20 protein-coding genes are annotated in these 19,030 nt (G+C 66.0%); 8 read left to right on the top strand and 12 right to left on the bottom strand.

Going from position 1 to position 19,030, the window contains the following annotated elements:
* Positions 1–58: 58 nt before the first annotated feature.
* From H8F01_RS05215 to H8F01_RS05180, 8 genes are all read right to left on the bottom strand, one after another.
* On the bottom strand, positions 59–1,234 hold the full coding sequence (locus H8F01_RS05215; protein ID WP_187057971.1) for a GGDEF domain-containing protein: 1,176 nt from the start codon (positions 1,232–1,234) through the stop codon (positions 59–61).
* Positions 1,235–1,475: 241 nt separating this feature from the next.
* Positions 1,476–1,841 (bottom strand): hypothetical protein, encoded by a 366-nt coding sequence (locus H8F01_RS05210; protein WP_187057970.1) that lies wholly within the window; start codon positions 1,839–1,841, stop codon positions 1,476–1,478.
* Between the two features lie 94 nt (positions 1,842–1,935).
* A complete protein-coding gene (locus H8F01_RS05205; protein ID WP_187059164.1) occupies positions 1,936–2,511 on the bottom strand; it encodes an NUDIX hydrolase in 576 nt (191 codons plus the stop codon).
* Between the two features lie 74 nt (positions 2,512–2,585).
* Positions 2,586–3,548, bottom strand: coding sequence for a DMT family transporter (locus H8F01_RS05200; RefSeq protein ID WP_187057969.1), 963 nt, complete (start codon positions 3,546–3,548; stop codon positions 2,586–2,588).
* Between the two features lie 177 nt (positions 3,549–3,725).
* Complete coding sequence (locus H8F01_RS05195) at positions 3,726–4,550, bottom strand: AraC family transcriptional regulator (RefSeq protein ID WP_187057968.1); 825 nt, start codon at positions 4,548–4,550, stop codon at positions 3,726–3,728.
* A 233-nt stretch (positions 4,551–4,783) separates the two neighbouring features.
* Complete coding sequence (locus H8F01_RS05190) at positions 4,784–5,674, bottom strand: 5'-3' exonuclease (protein WP_187057967.1); 891 nt, start codon at positions 5,672–5,674, stop codon at positions 4,784–4,786.
* The gene (locus H8F01_RS05185; protein WP_187057966.1) at positions 5,671–6,240 is read right to left on the bottom strand and encodes a nitroreductase family protein; all 570 of its coding nucleotides are present in this window, start codon (positions 6,238–6,240) and stop codon (positions 5,671–5,673) included. Before H8F01_RS05185 ends, H8F01_RS05190 begins: the two co-directional genes overlap by 4 nt.
* Positions 6,241–6,270: 30 nt before the next feature.
* Positions 6,271–6,717, bottom strand: coding sequence for a cytidine deaminase (locus H8F01_RS05180; protein ID WP_187057965.1), 447 nt, complete (start codon positions 6,715–6,717; stop codon positions 6,271–6,273).
* A 190-nt stretch (positions 6,718–6,907) separates the two neighbouring features.
* Between H8F01_RS05180 and H8F01_RS05175 the strand changes: the two genes are divergently transcribed.
* Positions 6,908–8,008 (top strand): NAD(P) transhydrogenase subunit alpha, encoded by a 1,101-nt coding sequence (locus H8F01_RS05175; RefSeq protein WP_187057964.1) that lies wholly within the window; start codon positions 6,908–6,910, stop codon positions 8,006–8,008.
* 60 nt (positions 8,009–8,068) lie between these two features.
* On the opposite strand, the gene H8F01_RS05170 is transcribed toward H8F01_RS05175, so the two are convergent.
* The 3 genes from H8F01_RS05170 to H8F01_RS05160 all read right to left on the bottom strand — a co-directional run bounded on the left by H8F01_RS05170 (position 8,069) and on the right by H8F01_RS05160 (position 9,590).
* The gene (locus H8F01_RS05170; protein WP_238481155.1) at positions 8,069–8,476 is read right to left on the bottom strand and encodes a DUF3106 domain-containing protein; all 408 of its coding nucleotides are present in this window, start codon (positions 8,474–8,476) and stop codon (positions 8,069–8,071) included.
* Positions 8,477–8,631: 155 nt separating this feature from the next.
* Positions 8,632–9,009 (bottom strand): hypothetical protein, encoded by a 378-nt coding sequence (locus H8F01_RS05165; RefSeq protein ID WP_187057962.1) that lies wholly within the window; start codon positions 9,007–9,009, stop codon positions 8,632–8,634.
* Positions 9,006–9,590: an RNA polymerase sigma factor gene (locus H8F01_RS05160; protein WP_187059163.1), complete on the bottom strand. Its 585-nt coding sequence runs from the start codon at positions 9,588–9,590 to the stop codon at positions 9,006–9,008. The genes H8F01_RS05165 and H8F01_RS05160 overlap by 4 nt, the downstream gene beginning before the upstream one ends.
* 138 nt (positions 9,591–9,728) lie before the next feature.
* Here H8F01_RS05160 and H8F01_RS05155 point away from each other — a divergent pair, with 138 nt between their 5' ends.
* A complete protein-coding gene (locus H8F01_RS05155) occupies positions 9,729–10,034 on the top strand; it encodes an NAD(P) transhydrogenase subunit alpha part 2 (protein ID WP_187057961.1) in 306 nt (101 codons plus the stop codon).
* Positions 10,034–11,461: an NAD(P)(+) transhydrogenase (Re/Si-specific) subunit beta gene (locus H8F01_RS05150; protein WP_187057960.1), complete on the top strand. Its 1,428-nt coding sequence runs from the start codon at positions 10,034–10,036 to the stop codon at positions 11,459–11,461. The genes H8F01_RS05155 and H8F01_RS05150 overlap by 1 nt, the downstream gene beginning before the upstream one ends.
* A gap of 9 nt (positions 11,462–11,470) precedes the next feature.
* Here H8F01_RS05150 and H8F01_RS05145 read toward each other — a convergent pair whose 3' ends face one another.
* Entirely contained in the window at positions 11,471–11,905 is a 435-nt protein-coding gene (locus H8F01_RS05145) for a hypothetical protein (RefSeq protein ID WP_238481154.1), read from the bottom strand.
* A 242-nt stretch (positions 11,906–12,147) separates the two neighbouring features.
* Between H8F01_RS05145 and sufT the strand changes: the two genes are divergently transcribed.
* The 5 genes from sufT to H8F01_RS05120 all read left to right on the top strand — a co-directional run bounded on the left by sufT (position 12,148) and on the right by H8F01_RS05120 (position 19,030).
* Positions 12,148–12,705 carry a putative Fe-S cluster assembly protein SufT gene (sufT, locus tag H8F01_RS05140; RefSeq protein WP_187057958.1) on the top strand — a complete coding sequence of 186 codons (558 nt, stop codon included), beginning with the start codon at positions 12,148–12,150 and terminating at the stop codon, positions 12,703–12,705.
* Positions 12,706–12,852: 147 nt separating this feature from the next.
* Positions 12,853–13,071, top strand: a complete 219-nt coding sequence (locus H8F01_RS05135; protein ID WP_187057957.1) for an HP1242/YdcH family protein — start codon at positions 12,853–12,855, stop codon at positions 13,069–13,071.
* A gap of 176 nt (positions 13,072–13,247) precedes the next feature.
* Complete coding sequence (gene ppk2, locus H8F01_RS05130; protein WP_222615724.1) at positions 13,248–14,252, top strand: polyphosphate kinase 2; 1,005 nt, start codon at positions 13,248–13,250, stop codon at positions 14,250–14,252.
* A gap of 683 nt (positions 14,253–14,935) precedes the next feature.
* Positions 14,936–17,587 (top strand): protease pro-enzyme activation domain-containing protein, encoded by a 2,652-nt coding sequence (locus tag H8F01_RS05125; RefSeq protein WP_238481153.1) that lies wholly within the window; start codon positions 14,936–14,938, stop codon positions 17,585–17,587.
* Positions 17,588–17,824: 237 nt separating this feature from the next.
* A complete protein-coding gene (locus H8F01_RS05120; protein ID WP_187057955.1) occupies positions 17,825–19,030 on the top strand; it encodes an NAD(P)/FAD-dependent oxidoreductase in 1,206 nt (401 codons plus the stop codon).

Here is a 19,030-nt window from a genome sequence, read left to right as displayed (position 1 = left end):
CTTTTCTGAAACGTATCAGCCAGATGGTCAGTCCCGGCGTCGCCGGGGGACGCGCCCGTCAGCAGCGGGAGTCGCCGGCCTGCGCCAGCCGGCCGCCGAGGTCATCGGCAGCGCTTACACCGTTGCGACCGTCGGACTTGCTGCGGTACATGGCGTGGTCGGCTTGCCGCACCAGGTGTTCGAAGCGTGTGCCCGATCGGGCCACGGCCACGCCGATGCTGGCGGTGACCGGGATGCTCTGGTTGCTGAAGCGTGCGTGCGAATGGGCCAGCGCATGACGCAGCCGTTCGGCTGCGGCCAACCCCTGGTCCAGCGTGGCGCCGGGCAGGGCGACAACGAATTCCTCGCCGCCGTAGCGGCTGGACAGGTAGTGCGGCCACTGGATCGCCTCACGCAGCTGCTGCGATACGTGGCGCAACACCGCGTCGCCCGCGTCGTGGCCCCAGCGGTCGTTGATCTGCTTGAAGTAGTCGAGGTCGAAGATCATCAGCGCGAACGATTGCCCCCGCTCCTGGCAGCGCTCCAGCGCTTCACGGCCTTCCGCCACGATGGCGCTGCGGTTGAGCAGGCCGGTGAGCCCGTCCGTGCGCGCCGCGCGGCGCAGATCCACCATCAGCCGTTCGGTGATCAGCTGCAGCAGGGCGAAGTAGGAGGCCAGCGTGGTGAGGATCCCGATGACATAGGTGGCGGCCACCGGTACGCCCGCCAGCATCAGGTTCTGGCTGGCCTCGGGATTCATCGGCACGAAGGACCGCACGAGATAGAACAGGCCGTTGACCAGCAGCACCACGCCGGCGATGCGGCAGCTCTTGCGGATGTCTGGTTCGGCGTAGCGCAGCAGCAGGTAAGCGTAGGCAAGGTTGAACGCCATGGCCTGCAGGCTGCCGGCGAGCAGCCGCGCGCCGAGGTTGGGCGTGCCAAAGGCGAACCACGCGATGGCGCCGGTGTAGACCAGCGCAAGCAGGATTGGCCAGCGCCAGCGCATGGGCCGGCCCAGGTGCTGCTTGATGCCACGAAGGGTGAGGATGTTGCCCGTGACCAGCAGGCCGTTGCCGAGCACGATCGAGAGGACGTCCGGAATATGGTTGCGCAGCCCGATCAGGGTGATGCCCAACGTGTTGATCCAGATGCTGGCTACCCAGATGCGCAGGACCTTCTGCGTGTTCATGACCGCCATCAACGACGTAAAGCCCACTGACGCGGCAATGCCCATCAGCAGACTGACAATCGTCAAGGTTGGAATGTCTAGGTGCATGGCGCTCGCTGATACCAGGGCACCCGTCTGGCCATGGGGGTGCCCTGAGCCTCCTGTAAGGCTGTCACTGAGTCCCCCAGCATATCGGACAAGAGTCCGAAAACTTGAACTGCGTCACACTTGTCGCCCGGTTTGGCCGGGTCGCAGCCAAAAAAAGGCCCCGAAACGGGGCCTGAAAAGAAACAAATCAGAACGCAGGGCATGCCACCGGCAACGGTGGTTACCAGGTGCGCACGTCGGCCACGCCGACGGTGTACTGCTGCATTTCGGGATCGAAGCGGAACAGGCGGCCCAGGTCGAAATCCACCGACTGGCCCGGGGCGATGTTGGTGGTGCCGGCCGGCCAGCCCTTCTTGGTGGCCAGGACCTTGCCGGAACCGTCCTTGGCATCGATGGTGATCTGGGCGGCGGCGGCTTCGGCGCAGTGGTTCACCAGCTGGCCGGTCAGGCTCAGGCGGGCGGCGGCGCCAGCGCCGACGAGCTTCATCTTGAAGTCCTGCACCTGGAAATCGGTCGGTGCGCAGGCAGCGTGGGCAGCCAGCGGAGCAGACAGGAACAGGGCAGCGGCAATCAGGGTCTTCTTCATGAAAGGGGGTCCGTGATGTGGTCAGTCGCAAAGGTTCGACATGACTCAGATCGGCGGCTCCCCAGGTTTCTTTAGCCCCGGCGCGACGATGCGTTCAGCTTCGCGCTTTCTCGCCGGTGTGCTCGATGAACCACAGGCCGGCGAACAGCTTGGGATCGATCGAGTAACCCTCGGCCGCGCGGGCGAACAGCCACTCGCCGGCCTGCGTGCGCGGCACCTCGTGCACGATGATGTTCTCGGACTCGTCACCGCCGCCCGGACCCACCTTGACCAGATCCCAGGCGCGCACGAAGGCGATCATCTCGGTGCTCATGCCCGAGGACGACGGGCCTTCATGCACGAATTCCAGCCGGCCGCAGCGATAGCCGGTTTCCTCTTCCAGCTCGCGACCGGCGGCCAGCATGGCGTCTTCATCGCCGTGCTCGTGAAGGTCACCCACCAGGCCGGCAGGCATCTCGATGGTGTGTTTGAGGATGGAGACGCGGTACTGCTCGACGAACAGCACCTTGTCCTCCGGCGTGACCGCCAGAATGATCACCGCGCCACCGGGGTTGTTGCGCTCGGCATATTCCCAGCGCCCGCGCTTGCGCAGGCTCAGCCACTTGCCGACATGGAGGGTTTCCACCGGCGCGCTGGCGTCGCTGGGAATACGGGAGTCAGGATGATTCATCGGCAGGATCACGGCGGGTTCGGAAGACTGCATGTTGCCCGTGCCGATGTGTCAGGAACAACCTTTGGGAACCCTCATTCCACAGACAATTCGACCGGTCGCGGCTTGATGCGCACCGCCAGCGCCACGCCGGCCACCAGCAGGGCCACGCCAGCCAGTGTGAGCGGGCCGGGCGGCTGGCCGCGCAGCACGTAGGCATAGGAAAGCGCGGCCAGGGTCTCGAACACGATCAGCTGCCCCACCAGCGCCGTCGGCAGGCGCTGGCTCGCGGCGTTCCAGCACAGCGTGCCCAGCCATGAGGCGAACAGGCCGATGGCGGCCATCAGCCCCACGAATCGCCATGGATGCGGACCCAACGGCATCGCGAACGGGTTGCCGCTGATCTTCATCAACGACCACACCACCGCATAGCCGCCCAACGCGAGCGGCAGCGTGGCCAGCCCTTGTGCCGTTGCCCAGGTGCGCGGGCTGCGTTCGGGGTGGCGGCGCAACCAGTCGGCATTGCGCAGCGGATACCACGTCCAGCACACCACCGCGCCGATGGCGAGCAGGGCGCCTCGCGCATAGCGCCAGAGCTCGGCGCTCGACGGATGATCGAGTGCGGCCAGCTCCGCCCGGTTCACGCAGGTGATGCCCAGCGCGATCAGCACCAGCGACGGCGCCAGCGACAGCCATGGCAGCCGGCCATCGCGATGCGCATCGCGCAGGTTCGCGGTAATGGCGATCACCACCGGCAGCGTGCCGATGATCATCGTCGGCAGTGGCGCGCCGGCCAGCTGTATCGCGCTGGCCAGGCAGAGGTAATAGAGCAAGTTGCCCACGGCGGCGAGCTTGAGTGCCTCCAGCCAGTCCGCGCGGCCAAGCATGCGCAGGGCGCGCCGGTCCATCCAGCCCAGCGGCAGCGCGATGACGCCGAAGGCGAGGTAACGGCCCACCGATTGCAGCGCCGCCGGATACTCCGGCAGCAACAGCGGGCTGACGAACACCAGGCCCCACATGAGGCCGGCGGCGAGTGCGTAGAGAATGCCTGTCCACATGGGCCGCAGCGTGGCCTAATCGCGTGGCGCGGTCTTGTACCAGATTGCGGGTGGCGCAATTCTTTGTAGGAGCGCGCTTGCGCGCGACCGCGGAGCCACGACTCTCCGCTCCCCTACGATCAACCGGCAGTCCAGTCGCGCGCAAGCGAGCTCCTACAGAGTCGAGGATACGGACGCCTAACCGCGCAACGCGCGCTGATACTTCGCCGGCGTCACCCCGTAACGTCGCGCAAATGCCCGGGTGAGATGTGCCTGGTCGGCCAGGCCCACCGCGGCTGCGACGTCCGCCGGCGGTTGCCCACGCGACAGCTGCCGCTTGGCCTCGGCCAGGCGGAACGCCATCAGCATCTGCTGGGGCGTGGCGTGATGCTGTGACTGGAACTGCCGCAGGAAATGAAAGGGGCTCAGGCCGGCTACTGCCGCGAGTTCATCCAGCGTCAGCCGCTGTGCGAGATTCGCATGCAGGTATTCCACCACGGGCGCGAATCGCGCCGGCGCACCATCCGTGGCCTTGCGTGGCACCTGCGCATGGCGGCGGAACAGCCCCAGCAGTTCGTACAGCATGCTGTCGAAGGCCAGCGGTTCGCGCACCTGCCACAGCGCGTTGAGCAACTGGGTGACGCGCAGTGCGCTGGGCAGGTCTTCGCGCACCACGTCGTCGAACCACCATCCTGCCTCGCCGGTGACTTCGGCCACCACGGACGGCTCGATGTACGCCATGCGGTAATGCCAGCCGCCTTCGGTTTCGGCGCGCCCCGTGTGCAGCTCGTCGGGATTCATCATCACCACCGAGTCGGCGGGCGCGAGATGGTCCGCGCCGCGGTAGCGAAAGCGTTCCACGCCCGATTCGATGGCGCCCAGGCCAAAACCGTCATGGGTATGTGGATCGAAGGCATGGCGCACGATGTGCGCCCGATACAGCTCCACGCCCGGCCGATGGGCCGCCAGACGGAATTCGGCCTCGTCGCGTTGCGACGGGAACGTGGAGGGGACGCCTTGCATGCGTGACATGCTACCGCGAGCTGCACGCCCGGTGCTGGCGCGCCCCCGTACGACTTTTGTAGGAGCGCACTTGTGCGCGACCACCGCATGGCATGGTGCCCATTCCTATGCCGGTCGCGCACAGGGTGCGCTCCTACACATCAAAGTGTTTCTTGAATGACAGGGGTGCGCCGCGCCTCTGCGGTCGCGCACAAGTGCGCTCCTACAGGCATGGGGTGACGCCGTGTGGCTGGTCAGGCCAGCAACGCCCGCAACCGCGTCCGCGTGAGCGGCCCGAAGCGCAGCCGCTCGCACAGCGCATCCATCACCCCCGTCTCGCCGCGCTGGCGACGCAGGGCATCGGCTTCCAGCGGCACCGGCGCATCCAGGGCGATACGGGTCAGGCGGCGATAAAGGCGTGCGGCTTCCGCATGCTCGCGCAGCTTGACGGCACAGCTGGCCGCGCCGCGCAGGCGCAGGAAGGGCACCTCGTCCACGCGATCGAGCAGTGCATCGAGGTTGCCGAAGTGGGCCAGCAGCGCCGCCGCGGTTTTTGCGCCGACGCCCGGCACGCCGGGAATGTTGTCGACGGCATCGCCGCAGAGCGCCAGGTAGTCGGCCACCTGGTGCGGATGCACGCCAAGCTTTTCATGTACGCCCGCCGGGCCCCAGCGCAGGTTGCGTGCGTAGTCCCACTGCTCATCGTCGTCGCCCAGCAGCTGGCCGAAGTCCTTGTCCGCGGAAACGATGACGCTGCGGAAACCGTGCCCACGGAAGGTCCACAGCGCGCTGCCGATCAGGTCGTCGGCTTCGTAGGTGTGATCGATCAGTACCGGCACGCCCAACGCCAGCGCGACTTCGCGGCACAGCACGAACTGGCGTTCCAGGTCGGGCGGCGGCAGTTCGCGGTTGGCCTTGTAAGCGGGGTAGATGGCATTGCGGAACGAGGTGGTGAGCGACGCATCGAACGCCACCGCCAGGTGCTCGGGCTTCACCCGTTCCAGCAGTTCGCAGAGGAAACGCGTGAAGCCGTGCACGGCGTTGACCGGGTGGCCGTCCGCATCATGGAATTCGTCCGGCATCGAATGCCAGGCGCGAAACACATACAGGCTGCCGTCGATCAGATGGACGGCTGGACGGCTCATGGTGTCCACGTGCTGACCACCTCGCCGAGTACCGGTCGCTCACGGTCGGGCACGTCGATCTGTGGCGTGCCGATATGCACGAAACCGATCACCTGCTCGTTGTCCTTCAGGCCGAGGATGGCCGCCGCCTCGCGGTTGTACGCCGCCCAGCCGGTCAGCCACTGCGCGCCGAAGCCGAGCGCCCCGGCACCCAGCAGCAGGTTGTAGGCCACGCAGCCCGCGCTGAGTTGCTGCTCGATCACCGGCACCGTGCTCGACGCATCGATGCGCGCGACCACGGTTACCACCAGCGGGGCGAAGTCGTAGCGGGTGCGGTCCTTCTCGCGCTTGGCATCAGCCATGTTCGGGTTGACGCGCAACGACAGCTCGGCCAGGCGCTGGCCGAAATCGAGCTTGGCCTGGCCCTGCAACAGAATCAGGCGAAACGGTTGGAGCTTGCCGTGGTCCGGCACGCGGATCGCGGCCTCCAGCAGCGCCTTCAGCGTGGCCTCGTCCGGGCCGGGTTCACCGAGTTGGCGCGAGGGGGCGGAGTGGCGTTGTTGCAGCAGGGAAAGGGGAGAGGACATGGGGCGGTCCGCAAAGCCAAACCGTGGATGCTAAAGCGCGGGGGCTGGCGAGTGAAGCGACCCGTGCCCGCAACTTGCCAGCCGGAACGACCCCGGCAGCAACGCCTCCACCGTGGTTTCCTGCACGGCGCCGTCGAGATTGCCCAGCCACACCGGCATGGTCTCGTCGCACAGCTCGGACATCACCTGGCGACAGGCGCCGCAGGGGCTGATCGGGCCGGCAGTACTGCCGATCACCGCGATGGCAGCGAAATCGCCAGGACGGCAGCCGGCAGCCACCGCAGCAAACAAGGCGGTGCGCTCGGCGCAGTTGCACAGGCCGTAAGAGGCGTTCTCCACGTTGCAGCCGGTGAAGTGGCGGCCATCGTGGGTGAGCAGCGCGGCGCCGACCAGGAAGCGGGAGTAGGGCGCATAGGCGTTTTCGCGCGCCTGGCGCGCCAGGTTCAGCAGGACATCGGGAACAACGACAGCAGTCATCGGGATCTCCATGGCGGGATCCCCATCAATACGCTGTCCCCGGGGCGGTGTTCGCTTACGGTCGCCCAGGGCGGTTTTCGTACCGGTGGCGGGCCAGTTAACTCCCTTGGAGCAGGGACTGCAAGGGCCAGGTGGTCGACGCCGCAGGCGCTCAGGTAGGATGCGGGAACCTTTCCGCAGGGGATGCACGATGCCGATCACCGTGGCTGCATTGCGCGAAACCGCCGCCGGCGAACGGCGCGTGGCGATCACACCGGAAGTGGCGAAGAAACTGCGCGGCAAGGACGTGCGCGTGCTGCTGGAGCGCGGTGCCGGTGCAGCGGCCGGTTTTCCCGACGATACCTATGCGGACGTGGAGTTTGCCGATGCGGACAGCGTGCTGGCCCAGGCCGACGTGTTCGCCTGCGTGCTTCCCCCCGATGACAGCGTGTGGCCGCGCCTGCGCGAAGGTGCCGTGGTGGTTGGCCAGCTGCGTCCCTATGGCGCCGCCGCGCGCATCGAGGCGATGGGCAAGCGCCGCCTGACCGCGTTCTCGCTGGAGCTGCTGCCGCGCACCACGCGTGCACAGGCGATGGACGTGCTGAGTTCACAGGCCGCAGTGGCGGGCTATCGCGCCATGCTGATTGCCGCCGAGGCCTCGCCGAAATTCTTTCCCATGCTCACCACCGCGGCGGGCACCATCCGGCCGTCGCGCGTGCTGGTGATCGGCGCGGGCGTGGCGGGCCTGCAGGCCATTGCCACCGCGCGCCGCCTGGGTGCGCAGACCGAGGGCTACGACGTGCGTCCGGAAACGCGCGAGCAGGTGGAGTCGCTGGGTGCGAAATTCATCGAGCTCGGCGTGAGCGCCGCCGGCAGCGGCGGTTATGCGCGCGAGCTCACCGCCGAGGAGCGCCAGGCACAGCAGCAGGCGCTGGCCGAGCACCTCAAGAGTGTCGATGTGATCGTGACCACCGCCGCCGTGCCGGGGCGTCCGTCACCGAAGATCGTGACGCGCACCATGGTCGATGGCATGAAGCCGGGCGCATTGATCGTGGATCTGGCGGCCGAGGGCGGCGGCAACTGCGAGCTGACCCAGCCGGGCCAGCGCGTGGAGCATCAGGGCGTGGTGATCCTTGGGCCGCTGAACCTGCCCGCCGGCGCGCCGCTGCATGCGTCGGAAATGATCGCGCGCAACGTGTACAACTTCGTCGAGCTGCTGATCCAGGGCGGCACGCTGGCCCCCGATTTCAACGACGAGCTGGTGGCCAAGAGCTGCGTCACCCGCGACGGCCAGGCCCAGTTCCAGGGTTGATCCGCTCCGCTCCACGCCACCTGAGCCCATAAAAAAAGCCCTGCGCAAGCAGGGCTTTTTTCAGTGCCGCGGCCCCTTGGGCGGCGGGCCCATCGGTTGGTCGCGCATGTCGTGGTGCCACTGGCGCAGCAGCTGCTCACGCTGGTCCGGCGGCAACTGCTGGAAACGCTGGAAGGCCGCGTGCAGCTGCTCGCGCTCCTGCGGCGGAAGTTCCTGGAAGCGCTTGCTGTTCTCGCGGGCCTGCTCGCGCTGCTGCGGCGTCATCTTCTGCCACTGGTCGATGCGCTGGCGAATCTCCGCGCGCTGGTCGGGCGGCAGCGATTTCCACTGCTGGGCACGCTGCAGCATCCGCGCCTGGCGGTCCGGCGGGTAGGAGTTCCACTTGTCGGCCAGCGGGGCAAGAATGTCGCGCTCATCCGGCGACAGGCTCTGCCACGGGCGCGCCTGCGGCGGCGGTCCGGGCGGCATGCCCGGAGGGCCAGGGGGAAAGGCTCCCGGCGGTGGGGGCGGAAAAGCCCCCGGCGATCCCGGCGGGGGGAGCTGCTGGGCCAAGGCGCTGGTGGCGATGCCGCTGAGTCCGAGGACGAAAAGCAGCGAGGCGAAAACACGGCATCGACGCATGGTTACCTGCTCGCCTCGCTGTCGCCATTCTTGGCCAGCCATCCATAGAACTCCATGTTCTGATACAGCGTCGGGTCGGCAGCAGCCGCGTCCGGCGGCAGCTCGCCTTCAGTATCGGCGGCCTGCATGACGGTGGGGGCGGCCGAGGTCGGTCGCTGCACCGGCGAAGACAGGAACAGGGCGACAAAGGCAATGGCCGCGAAGGCCCCTGCCGGTAGCAGCAGCTGCAGCAAGCGGTGCGCCCACGAGTCCCGCGGGCTGGCCAACGCGTCCCGACGGGCAGCGCGCAGACGCGCGGCCATGGCCGGGTCAAGCTGGACCGCGGCCTCGCGATACAGCTCGCGGGCGCGGCGTTCGAGGTGGTTGTCAGGCGCGTTCATCGCCAGTCCTCCAGTTGGTCACGCAAGCGTTGCAGCGCGCGCGACAGATGTGTTTTGACACTCCCTTCCGAACAACCCATGGCCTGCGCGGTCTCCGCCACGTCCAGGCCTTCCAGCACGCGCAGCATGAAAGCCTCGCGCTGGCGCTGGGGCAGCAGTTTCACGGCCGCTGCCATGTCCGCGTACGACTGGGAGTCGGTCAGCCGCTCCAGCGGGCCCGGGCCGTTGTCTGCCGGCTCCCACATGGGGAGATCCTCGCCGTCTTCGTCCCGTCCGCCCAGCCAGCCCACCATGATCGAGCGCACCTTGCGGCGGCGCTGCAGGTCCACGATGCGCCGGCGCAGGATGCCCCAGAACAGGGGCGTCCATTCCTGGGCTGGTTTGTCGCTGTAATGCTTGACGAGCCTGAGCATGGCGTCTTGGACGGCGTCCAGCGCATCCTCGCGGTGACCGAGGTTCAGCTCGGCCATGCGGAAGGCGCGGCGCTCCACTTGGGCCAGGAAAGCGTCCATGGAAGCGGGTACCGCCCGGACGTCTTCGAGCAGCAGGTCGGCATCAAGGGTGGACACGGCGCTGTTCATGCCGCCATCGTCCGTTTCATCGGATCGGCCATCCTGAGACTCCATCGGTACGTCCTTGGATATCAACGTCCGAGGCTCGCGCGCGTTGACCCGCAACCGTATAGTGCGGTTACACCGATGTTCTGGCGGGGAGGGGTCATGATCGATGGTTTCCTGGCGCTCTACATCTTTATGCTGGCTGCTTTCACGGGGTACGAGATCATCGCCCGGGTACCGGTGATTCTCCACACGCCGTTGATGTCCGGTTCAAATTTCATCCACGGCATTGTGCTGGTGGGCGCCATGATAGCGCTAGGCCATGCCCAGACCCCTTTCGAGGTGGTCATCGGATTCGTTGGCGTACTACTGGGTGCCGGCAACGCGGCCGGCGGTTACGTGGTGACTGAACGGATGCTGGAGATGTTCAAGGCCAGCAAGCCCGCCCCCGGCAAGGAGGCGAAGTAATGGCCTGGCTGCCTGACGTGATCAAGGCCTGTTACTTCCTCGCTGCCCTGCTGTTCATCCTCGGTCTCAAACGCATGAGTTCCCCGCGCTCCGCTCGGGGCGGCATCGTGTGGGCGGGCGTGGGCATGCTGGTGGCCGTGCTGGCCACCTTCGCCCTGCCGGACATGCATAACCGGGGGCTGATCCTGGCGGCGGTGCTGATCGGCGTGTCGGCCGCCTGGTGGTCGGGCCGGCGGGTCGCCATGACGGCGATGCCCCAGATGGTGGCGCTCTACAACGGCATGGGCGGCGGTGCGGCGGCGGCCATCGGCGCGGCCGAGCTGTTCAGCTATGCGGGCCGGTCCGTCACGATGCTCGACGGCGGGCAGTTCACCGCCAGCGGCGACGCCCCGAACACCGCACAGCTGGCGCTGGCCGTACTGGGCGCGCTGATCGGCTCGGTCAGCTTCTCCGGTTCGCTGATTGCCTTTGCCAAGCTGCAGGGCTGGCTGGACAAACGCTTCGTGTTCCCCGGCCAGCGCGTGGTGAACATGCTGGTGCTGGCGGCCGCGGTGGTGCTGGGGGGCATGATCGCCAGCGGTCAGCTGACCGAACCGCTGATCGTGGCCTTCTTCGTGCTGGCCCTGCTGTTCGGCCTGATGATGACCCTGCCCATCGGCGGGGCCGACATGCCGGTGGTGATCTCCCTCTATAACGCCTTCACCGGCCTGGCCGTGGCGTTCGAGGGCTTCGTGCTGCAGAACGAGGCGATGATCATCGCGGGCACCGTGGTGGGTGCGGCGGGCACGCTGCTTACCCAGCTGATGGCAAAGGCGATGAACCGCTCCATCGGCAACGTGCTGTTCGGCAGCTTCGGCGCCAGCGGTGCCGCCGGCCAGGCCATCGATGGCGCCCAGAAGCCGATCGAGGCCAGCGACGCGGCCGTGATGATGGCTTACGCCGAGCGCGTGGTGATCGTTCCGGGCTACGGCATGGCCGTGGCGCAGGCGCAGCACAAGGTGTGGGAATTCGCCAAGCTGTTGATCGAGCGCGGGGTGAAGGTGAAGTTCGCCATCCACCCGGTGGCGGGGCGCATGCCCGGCCACATGAACGTGCTGCTGGCGGAAGCGGGCGTGCCCTACGACCTGATCGCCGACATGGATGACATCAACCCCGAGTTCCCGCAGACCGACGTGGCCCTGGTGATCGGCGCCAACGACGTGGTGAACCCGCTGGCCAAGACCGACCCGTCATCGCCCATCTATGGCATGCCCATCCTGGATGTGGCCAACGCCAGGCAAGTGATCGTGGTGAAGCGCGGCAAGGGCACCGGTTTTGCCGGCATTGAAAACGCGCTGTTCTATGCCGACAACGCCCGCATGCTCTATGGCGATGGCCAGGCAGCGGCGAGCCAGCTGGTGGCCGAGCTCAAGTCGCTGGACGGCTGAGGTGTTCCCTCAGTCGCCAGCCTTCGGCTGGTGCGCGGGACGCAGGGCAATGAAAGCGGCCAGGCCCATGCTGGCGATGAACCAGACATCGTCGGTGGGCGAGCAGCTCAGTTCGGCCAGCTGAAGCAGCATGCGCGGACCGGCGGTGCGCAGCGAGTCGACCAGCCCCAGGCCCATCAGGCCGGCAATGCGAGCCGCGGCCATCAGCACATTGACGTACAACACCGCAGCGAACGTGGCGAAGGCGGCGAGGATGGCAGCGTTGCCGCCGGCGGGGCGCACCCAATGGCGCACCGCCTTGCCCAGCAGCCAACCCAACGGCAGGGCGAGCCACGGCAGGGCACGCTGGGAATACAGCGTGGGAACCATCCACATGGCGCCAGCGGCCAGCCCCAGCATCAGGGCGCTCACCAGCGCAAACAGCATCGAGAAGACGGACCGCATCTTCATGCGTGGCGAGTGACGGAGTGGACTGCGGACACGGTTTTTCCCGGGCGTAAAACCCCCATGATACCGCGCCGGGCGGCCTGGCTGTCCCGGGGCTGAAACGCCGGAAAGCGGCGTCGCCCTTGAGATTGGCCAGCCCCGACCTGATGTGAACGGGCATGGCCGGGCGTCAACCGGCATAATAGACAGCTTGGCGTGGCGCTTTGCCTCGCCCATCGACGAGATTCGGCAGGATCGGCATGAGCGGTTTCAGTCTTAGCAGCGAGCCCTTCACCCTGGAGCGTGACTGTCAGGCAGTCATGGTGCCGCAGGGCGAAACGGTGAGCCTGCCCGCCGGCCAGATCGGCTACATCACCCAGGCCCTGGGCGGCAGCTTCACGGTGTACGTGGAAGGCAACCTGTTCCGCATCGCCGGCAACGATGCCGATGCGCTGGGCAAAGAGCCGCCGCCGCCGATCGAACTGGCCAGCGACGCCAGCGATGCCGACGTGGAAGCACTGGTGTGGCAGCAGCTGCGCACCGTGTTCGATCCGGAGATCCCCATCAACGTGGTGGAGCTGGGCCTGGTCTACGACGTAAGCATGGAACACCCCTCGCCCGACCAGCGCAAGGTCTACGTGAAGATGACGCTGACCGCGCCCGGCTGCGGCATGGGCGACATCCTGGTGGACGATGTGCGCACCAAGCTCGAGCTGATCCCCACCGTCAATGAAGCGGACGTGGACCTGGTGTTCGATCCGCCGTGGAACCACTCCATGATGTCGGACGCGGCCAAGCTCGAAACCGGCATGCTCTGATTTTTCCGGTGTGGGCAGATGCCCGCACCCACGATGCCGCCGCAAGGGTGTCATCGCACGCTGACATCGTTGATCAAGGTCAGTACCTGCCGACCGGCTGAGCGCCAGGCTGCACAAGCAGCCTGTTTTCCCAGCCGGAGCACGACCATGTTTCCCGAATACCGCGACCTGATCACGACGCTCAAGAGCCGTGACCCTCACTTCTCCCGCCTGTTCCATCGCCACAACGCGCTGGACCAGGAAATCGCCAACATGGAAACCGGCCAGACGCCCGCAGGCGGCCTGGCCATCGAGCAGCTCAAGAAAGAGAAGCTGCTGCTGAAGGATCAGATGTACGTGATCCTGCGCAAGGCATCGGTGTCCTGATCTTTCCCGGCCGCGCCGTCGGCGCGGCTCTCCATCGACCCTGCCGCAGGGACTCCCGCATGTCGCGCCAACCCGCCGGACGATCGTCCGCAACAGCACCCGTTGCCCAAAGTGCTGACACCACCCACCCAACGCCGCCTCCATCCGTGCAGCGGGAGGCCACGCACGCCGGGGAAGTGCGCACGGTTGCCCATGCGGTGGCGTCGGCGCGATCCGCGTTGGCCGAAGGCGCGCACGACATCTTCGTCGGGCAGTCTGCACAAGGTGCCGATGCGTTGTATGCCAGCATGCGGACTGTCATGGAGGGTTTGTCTCCCGACGATGCGGAACGCGTGCGGCAGCTGCTGCTGGAAGGTGATCCTGGCCTGCGTGGCGTCCATCATCGCCACCCGGACGATGAGCTCTCGGCAGGCTGGCGCAACGGGGACTATCCCTACCGACACAAGATGTCCCGCCGCCATTACGAGAAGCAGAAATACCGGCTCCAGGTAGAGCTGCTGAAACTGCAGGCGTGGGTCCGTGAAACCGGGCAACGCGTCATTGTCGTGTTCGAGGGGCGCGATGCGGCGGGCAAGGGCGGCACCATCAAGCGTTTCATGGAACACCTCAACCCGCGTGGCGCACGCGTGGTGGCGCTGGAAAAGCCCAGTGAAGCGGAGCGCGGGCAGTGGTATTTCCAGCGCTATATCCAGCATCTGCCGACGCGGGGCGAGATCGTGCTGTTCGATCGCAGCTGGTACAACCGCTCTGGCGTGGAGCGCGTGATGGGGTTCTGCACGCCGGCCGAGTACGACGAGTTCATGCGCCAGGTGCCGGAGTTCGAGCGGCACCTGGTGAACAGCGGCATCCATCTCTTCAAGTTCTGGTTTTCGGTGAGCCGCGCCGAACAGCGGCGACGGTTCGACGAGCGCAAGCTGCATCCGCTCAAGCAATGGAAGCTGAGCCCGGTGGATCTGGCCTCGCTCGACAAGTGGGATGCGTATACCCAGGCCAAGGAGGCCATGTTTGCGCACACGGACACGGCCGATTCGCCGTGGATGGTCATCCGCTCCGATTGCAAGAAGCGAGCGCGCCTCAATGCCATGCGCCACGTGCTCAATCGCCTTGCCTATGCCAATCGCGACCCGTCGTCGATCGGGCTGGCCGATCCCCTGATCGTGGGGCGCGCACTCTACGGTTGAAGCGGCACAGCACGAGAGATGCATCGTGCTGTGCCGCGCATTCGCCTCGCGTTTGCGTTGCCGATATTCAGTGCACATTTACCTTTGTGAGGCCTCCGGCGAACGGAGGCCTCCTGGCCTTCGCAATAACTTTCGCGCCGTGTGCAGTGATTTTCGGATCGCCGCCGCGAGGCACGCCTGGTAGTCGAATCGATATAACTCGCGCCGCAGCGGGATCGGCCTGTCACTTCTTCATATTGCGATGGGCGTCACCACTTTTCTTATCGTATTGAAACAGCTTGAGTAATTGGCCACTCCAGCTTCGCGAAAGCCTTGCGGAAGTTAATGGGGAAATCGTCGGATTTCGCATTAACTTGCTGTCGGAAAAACGTTTTATACGCAGCGCCGATCTGATTGACGCTTCGAATTTTCTTGATTAGCGTCAATTAATCCGTGAGCGGGAGGGTTGACGGATGGTCCTTTGGCGACGCTGCCGCCGGTATTCGCTGGTGGGCGTCGTTTAGCGAGTCTGCGTCGGGACATGCCGTTCCATGGAATGGCAGGGGGAAGGTGAGTCCTGGCGCCTATCGGATCGCAACACAGTCACGAGACCTGAGGCCGTGCGAATGCGGCGCAAACCTTTCATGTGGTGCAGCGCACCGCATCGGGTCGGTTCGTCCTCAAAAAACGTCAAGGAGACAAGAATGACTGTTCGTATCGATTTGCGGGGAAAGGCAATTCGCAAGGCCATGCTGCCGTTGGCGATGTCGGTCGCCATGGCAGGTTCGCTGCACGCCACCACCAACGATGGCTGGGTGGGCGTGCGTACGCAGGCAGCCATGACCCATGCCGTGGCGCCCACCCCCGCGGCGACCACCGCCGCCGCTGGCGGCAGCTGGACGCTGAGCATGCACGGCTCGCCAAAGGTGGATGCCGCCACCGTGTCGCCGCTGGAGGCCAGCAAGCCCATGCATGTGGCGCTGAGCCTGAACCTGCGCAACGTGAATGAGCTGGAGACGTTCCTGCACGCCGTGAACGACCCGGCGAGCGCGCAGTTCCACCGCTTCCTGACACCGGCGCAGTTCAAGGCCCGTTATGCGCCGACCGACGCCCAGGTGCAGCAGGTCATGGCGCACCTGAGCCAGTCCGGCTTCAGCAACGTCCGCGTGTCACCCAACAACATGCTGGTGGAAGCCGACGGCAATGCGAACACCGTGAACGCGGCGTTCCGCACCACCATGCGCACCTTCAAGTACGGCGGCAAGCAGCGCATCGCCAACGACTCGGCCGTGCAGGTGCCGGGGGCGCTGGGTGGCATCGTGGATTCGGTGCTGGGCCTGCAGAACCTCAACGTGCCGCACACCATGCACCACATCAAGGGGCCGGTGAGTGCGAACCATGTGGGTATCCAGGCCACAGGCACGCAGACCTCGCACAGTCCGAAGGATTTCCCTGCGATCTACGACGTGGGCAGCACGCCCACCGCGTCCAACACCAAGGTCGGCATCATCACCTGGGGTGATCTCACCCAGACCATCACCGACCTCAAGACCTTCACCACGAACGCCGGTATGAGCACGGTAAATACCCAGGTGGTGAAGACCGGCACCAGCGCGTACGCAGACGATCCGAACGGCGACGGCGAATGGAACCTGGACAGCCAGACCATCACCGGCACATCGGGCGGCGTGAACACGCTGATTTTCTACACCGCGCCCAACTGCGACGCGAACGACAGCTGCCTCACCGACGCCGCCATCACCGCCGCGTACAACCGCGCCGTGACCGACAACGTCGCCAAGGTGATCAACGTCTCGCTGGGTGAAGACGAATCGGCCGCCAATAGCTCCGGTACGCAGGCTGCCGACGACAAGATCTTCGCGCAGGCGGTGGCGCAGGGTCAGACCTTCTCCATCGCCTCGGGCGATGCGGGCGTGTACCAGTGGTCGAGCGATCCGACCGAAGGCGCGCCAGGCTATGTCACCAACTCGGCCGGCACCGTGGAAATCTCGCTGAGCCACTACTCCGTGAGCGAGCCGGCCAGCTCGCCCAACGTGGTGGCCGTGGGCGGCACCACGCTGAGCACCAGTGGCACCACCTGGGCGGGTGAAACGGTGTGGAACGAAGGTCTCGCAGCCGTCGACTCCACCAATGGCGACAACAACAAGCGCCTGTGGGCGACGGGTGGCGGCGTGAGCCTGTTCGAGTCGGCTCCTGCCTGGCAGACAACGGCGCTGGGTTCGTCGGTGACGATGCGCCAGGTGCCCGACCTCGCGTTCGATGCCGCCCAGTCGACCGGCGCGAACATCTACATCCAGGGCACCGCGTACCAGATCGGCGGCACCAGCCTGGCCTCGCCGATCTTCGTGGGCATCTGGGCGCGCATCCTCTCGGCGAACAACAACACGCTGGGCCTGCCGACACAGAACATGTACGCCCACTTCCCGACCGACGCCTCGCCGCTGCATGACGTCACGTCGGGCAACAACGGCTACAACGGTTATGGCTACGCCGCGAAGGCCGGTTACGACAACTCCACCGGCTGGGGTTCGCTCGACATCGCCAAGTTCAACAGTTACGTGACGCAGTACTGGGGCGGTGGCGGTGGCGGCACCACGGGCGGCACGCCCACGGCGAACTTCAGCTTCGTCACCAGTGGCCTCACCGCCACCTTCACCGACAGCTCCACGGATTCGGGTGGCAGCATCTCCTCGTACGCGTGGACCTTCGGCGACGGTGGCACCTCGACCTCAGCCAGCCCGAGCCACACCTATGCCGCTGCCGGCACGTACAACGTGACGGAAACGGTCACGGATGGCACGAGCGCCAAGACCTCGAGCAAGACCTCGTCGGTGACGGTATCGGGCGGCAGCACGCCGTCGCAGATCATCGTGAACCCTGGCTTCGAAACCGGCGCGGCCACGCCGTGGTCGATGAGCTCCGGCACGCTCTGCAGCAACAGCACCTGCAGTGGCGAGACGGCGCACGGCGGCACCTGGTTCGCGTGGCTGGATGGCTACGGCAGCACGCATACCGACACGGTGTCGCAGAAGGTGGCTATCCCCAGCGGCAAGACCTCGGCCAAGCTGACGTTCTACCTGCATGTCGACACCGCCGAGACCAGCACCACCACGGCGTACGACAAGCTGAGCGTGCAGGTGCTCAACAGCAGCGGCACGGTGCTGAAGACGCTGGCGACGTATTCGAACCTCAATGCGGCTTCGGGCTATTCGCAGGCCAGCTTCGATCTCAGCGCGTACATCGGCCAGACGGTGACGCTGAAGTTCACCGGCTCCGAAGACTCGTCGCTGCAGACCTCGTTCGTGCTCGACGACGTGAACCTGACCGTGCAGTAAGCACCGTTACATCGTGTTGAAAGCAAAGGCCCGGTCCGTGTGGATCGGGCCTTTCTTCTTGGTGATTGCGCCGCCGGTAGCGAGTTTTGACGGCGCCGTGGCGTGGGTGTCACCGATGGAGAGTCAGCCGGCGGTGACTTGCGCCCCGTAACTACGACTCATAAAATCGTAGTTACGGGGCGCAAGGCGGCATGCGACAGCGAGCGCGTGCCGTGCATTCATTGACCGGAGATCCAGATGACCAAACGTATTCTTGTTGTGGGTGCCGGCTTCGCCGGCATGTGGAGCGCCTTGAGCGCGGCGCGGCTGCTGGACGAACAGGGCCGCGATGACGTGGAAATCACCCTGATTGCTCCCGACCCGCACCTGCATGTGCGCCCGCGCCTGTACGAAGAAGGGCCGGCCAACTTCAGGGCGCCCCTCACGGAGATCTTCGACGCGGTGGGCGTGAACTTCGTGCAGGGCATGGTCGAGCACGTCAATGTGGGCAGCCGCACCGTGGACGTGATCGGCGCGGACCAGCAGGCACTGACGCTGAGCTACGACCGTCTGGTGCTCGCGAGCGGCAGCCGCCTGTTCCGGCCGGCTATCCCCGGCCTTGCCGAGCACGCCTTCAGCGTGGACCAGACCGACGAAGCGGTGGAACTGGAAACGCACATCCACCAGCTCGCGTCCCGGCCCGCATCGCTTGCACGCAACACCGTGGTCGTGGCGGGCGGTGGCTTCACCGGCATCGAAACCGCCGCGGAAATGCCGGCGCGCCTGCGTGCCGTATTGGGCGAAAACGCCGACGTGCGGGTGATCATCGTCGAGCGCGCCGAGGCCATGGGTCCCGATCTTGGTGCGGGCCCGCGTCCGGTCATCGAAAAGGCACTGGGCGAGCTAGGCGTTGCGTGGCGCCTGGGTGCGGGCGTTGCCTCGGTGGATGAAGGCGGCATCGTGACGGACGATGGCGAGCGCATCGAATCGAGCACGGTGATCTGGACGGCCGGCTTGCGCGCCAGTTCACTGACCGAACAGATTCCTTCCAGTCGTGACGTGGCTGGCCGACTGCACGTGGATCGACATCTTGCCGTGCCAGGCGTGCCCGGCGTCTATGCAACAGGCGACGTGGCGTGTGCGGCCACCGACGACGAAGGCAATCGCACCATGATGTCGTGCCAGCATGCGATGAACCTGGGCCGCTCGGCGGGTCACAACGCGGCCGCCGACCTGCTTGGGTTGCCGGCCATTCCCTATAGCCAGCCCAAGTACGTGACGTGCCTTGACCTGGGACCGTGGGGCGCGGTGTACACGGAGGGTTGGGAGCGCGAAGTAAAGATGCAGGGCATGGATGCCAAGCATTTGAAGCACCAGATCAATTCCGAATGGATCTATCCGCCACGGGCCGACCGCGCAGAAGTCTTTGCGGCGGCCGATCCGCTGCGCATCGTGGTGGCTTGA

The organism is Dyella telluris (assembly GCF_014297575.1).
GTDB classification, from domain to species: Bacteria; Pseudomonadota; Gammaproteobacteria; order Xanthomonadales; family Rhodanobacteraceae; genus Dyella; species Dyella telluris.
Note: the sequence above shows the minus strand (reverse complement) of the source record. Positions and strands in the feature narration are given on the sequence as shown.